The 306-nt window shown below is 46.4% G+C and carries 1 protein-coding gene; it reads left to right on the forward strand.

Features of this window, described 5'->3' with window-relative positions; all coding sequences use genetic code 11:
• On the forward strand, positions 1–306 hold a 306-nt coding region (locus tag ACFIO5_RS12430; RefSeq protein ID WP_375705568.1), incomplete at both ends, for an electron transfer flavoprotein subunit alpha/FixB family protein.

Here is a 306-nt window from a genome sequence, read left to right on the forward strand (position 1 = left end):
TCATATCAGGCGGACGTGGTCTTGGTTCACAAGAGCAGTTTATGGCACTCCTTCTACCACTTGCAAACAAATTAGAAGCTGCTTTGGGTGCCAGCCGTGCAGCAGTTGATGCAGGTTATGCTCCCAATGATTGGCAAATTGGACAAACAGGCAAAGTTGTTTCCCCTAAGCTTTATATCGCAGTTGGCATTTCCGGTGCAATCCAACATTTAGCCGGCATAAGGGATGCACAGGTTATTGTAGCTATTAATAAAGATGCGGAAGCTCCTATCATGCAAATTGCTGACTACGCCCTTGTAGGCGATC

The sequence above is a fragment of the Bartonella sp. AA86SXKL genome (genome assembly GCF_042196885.1).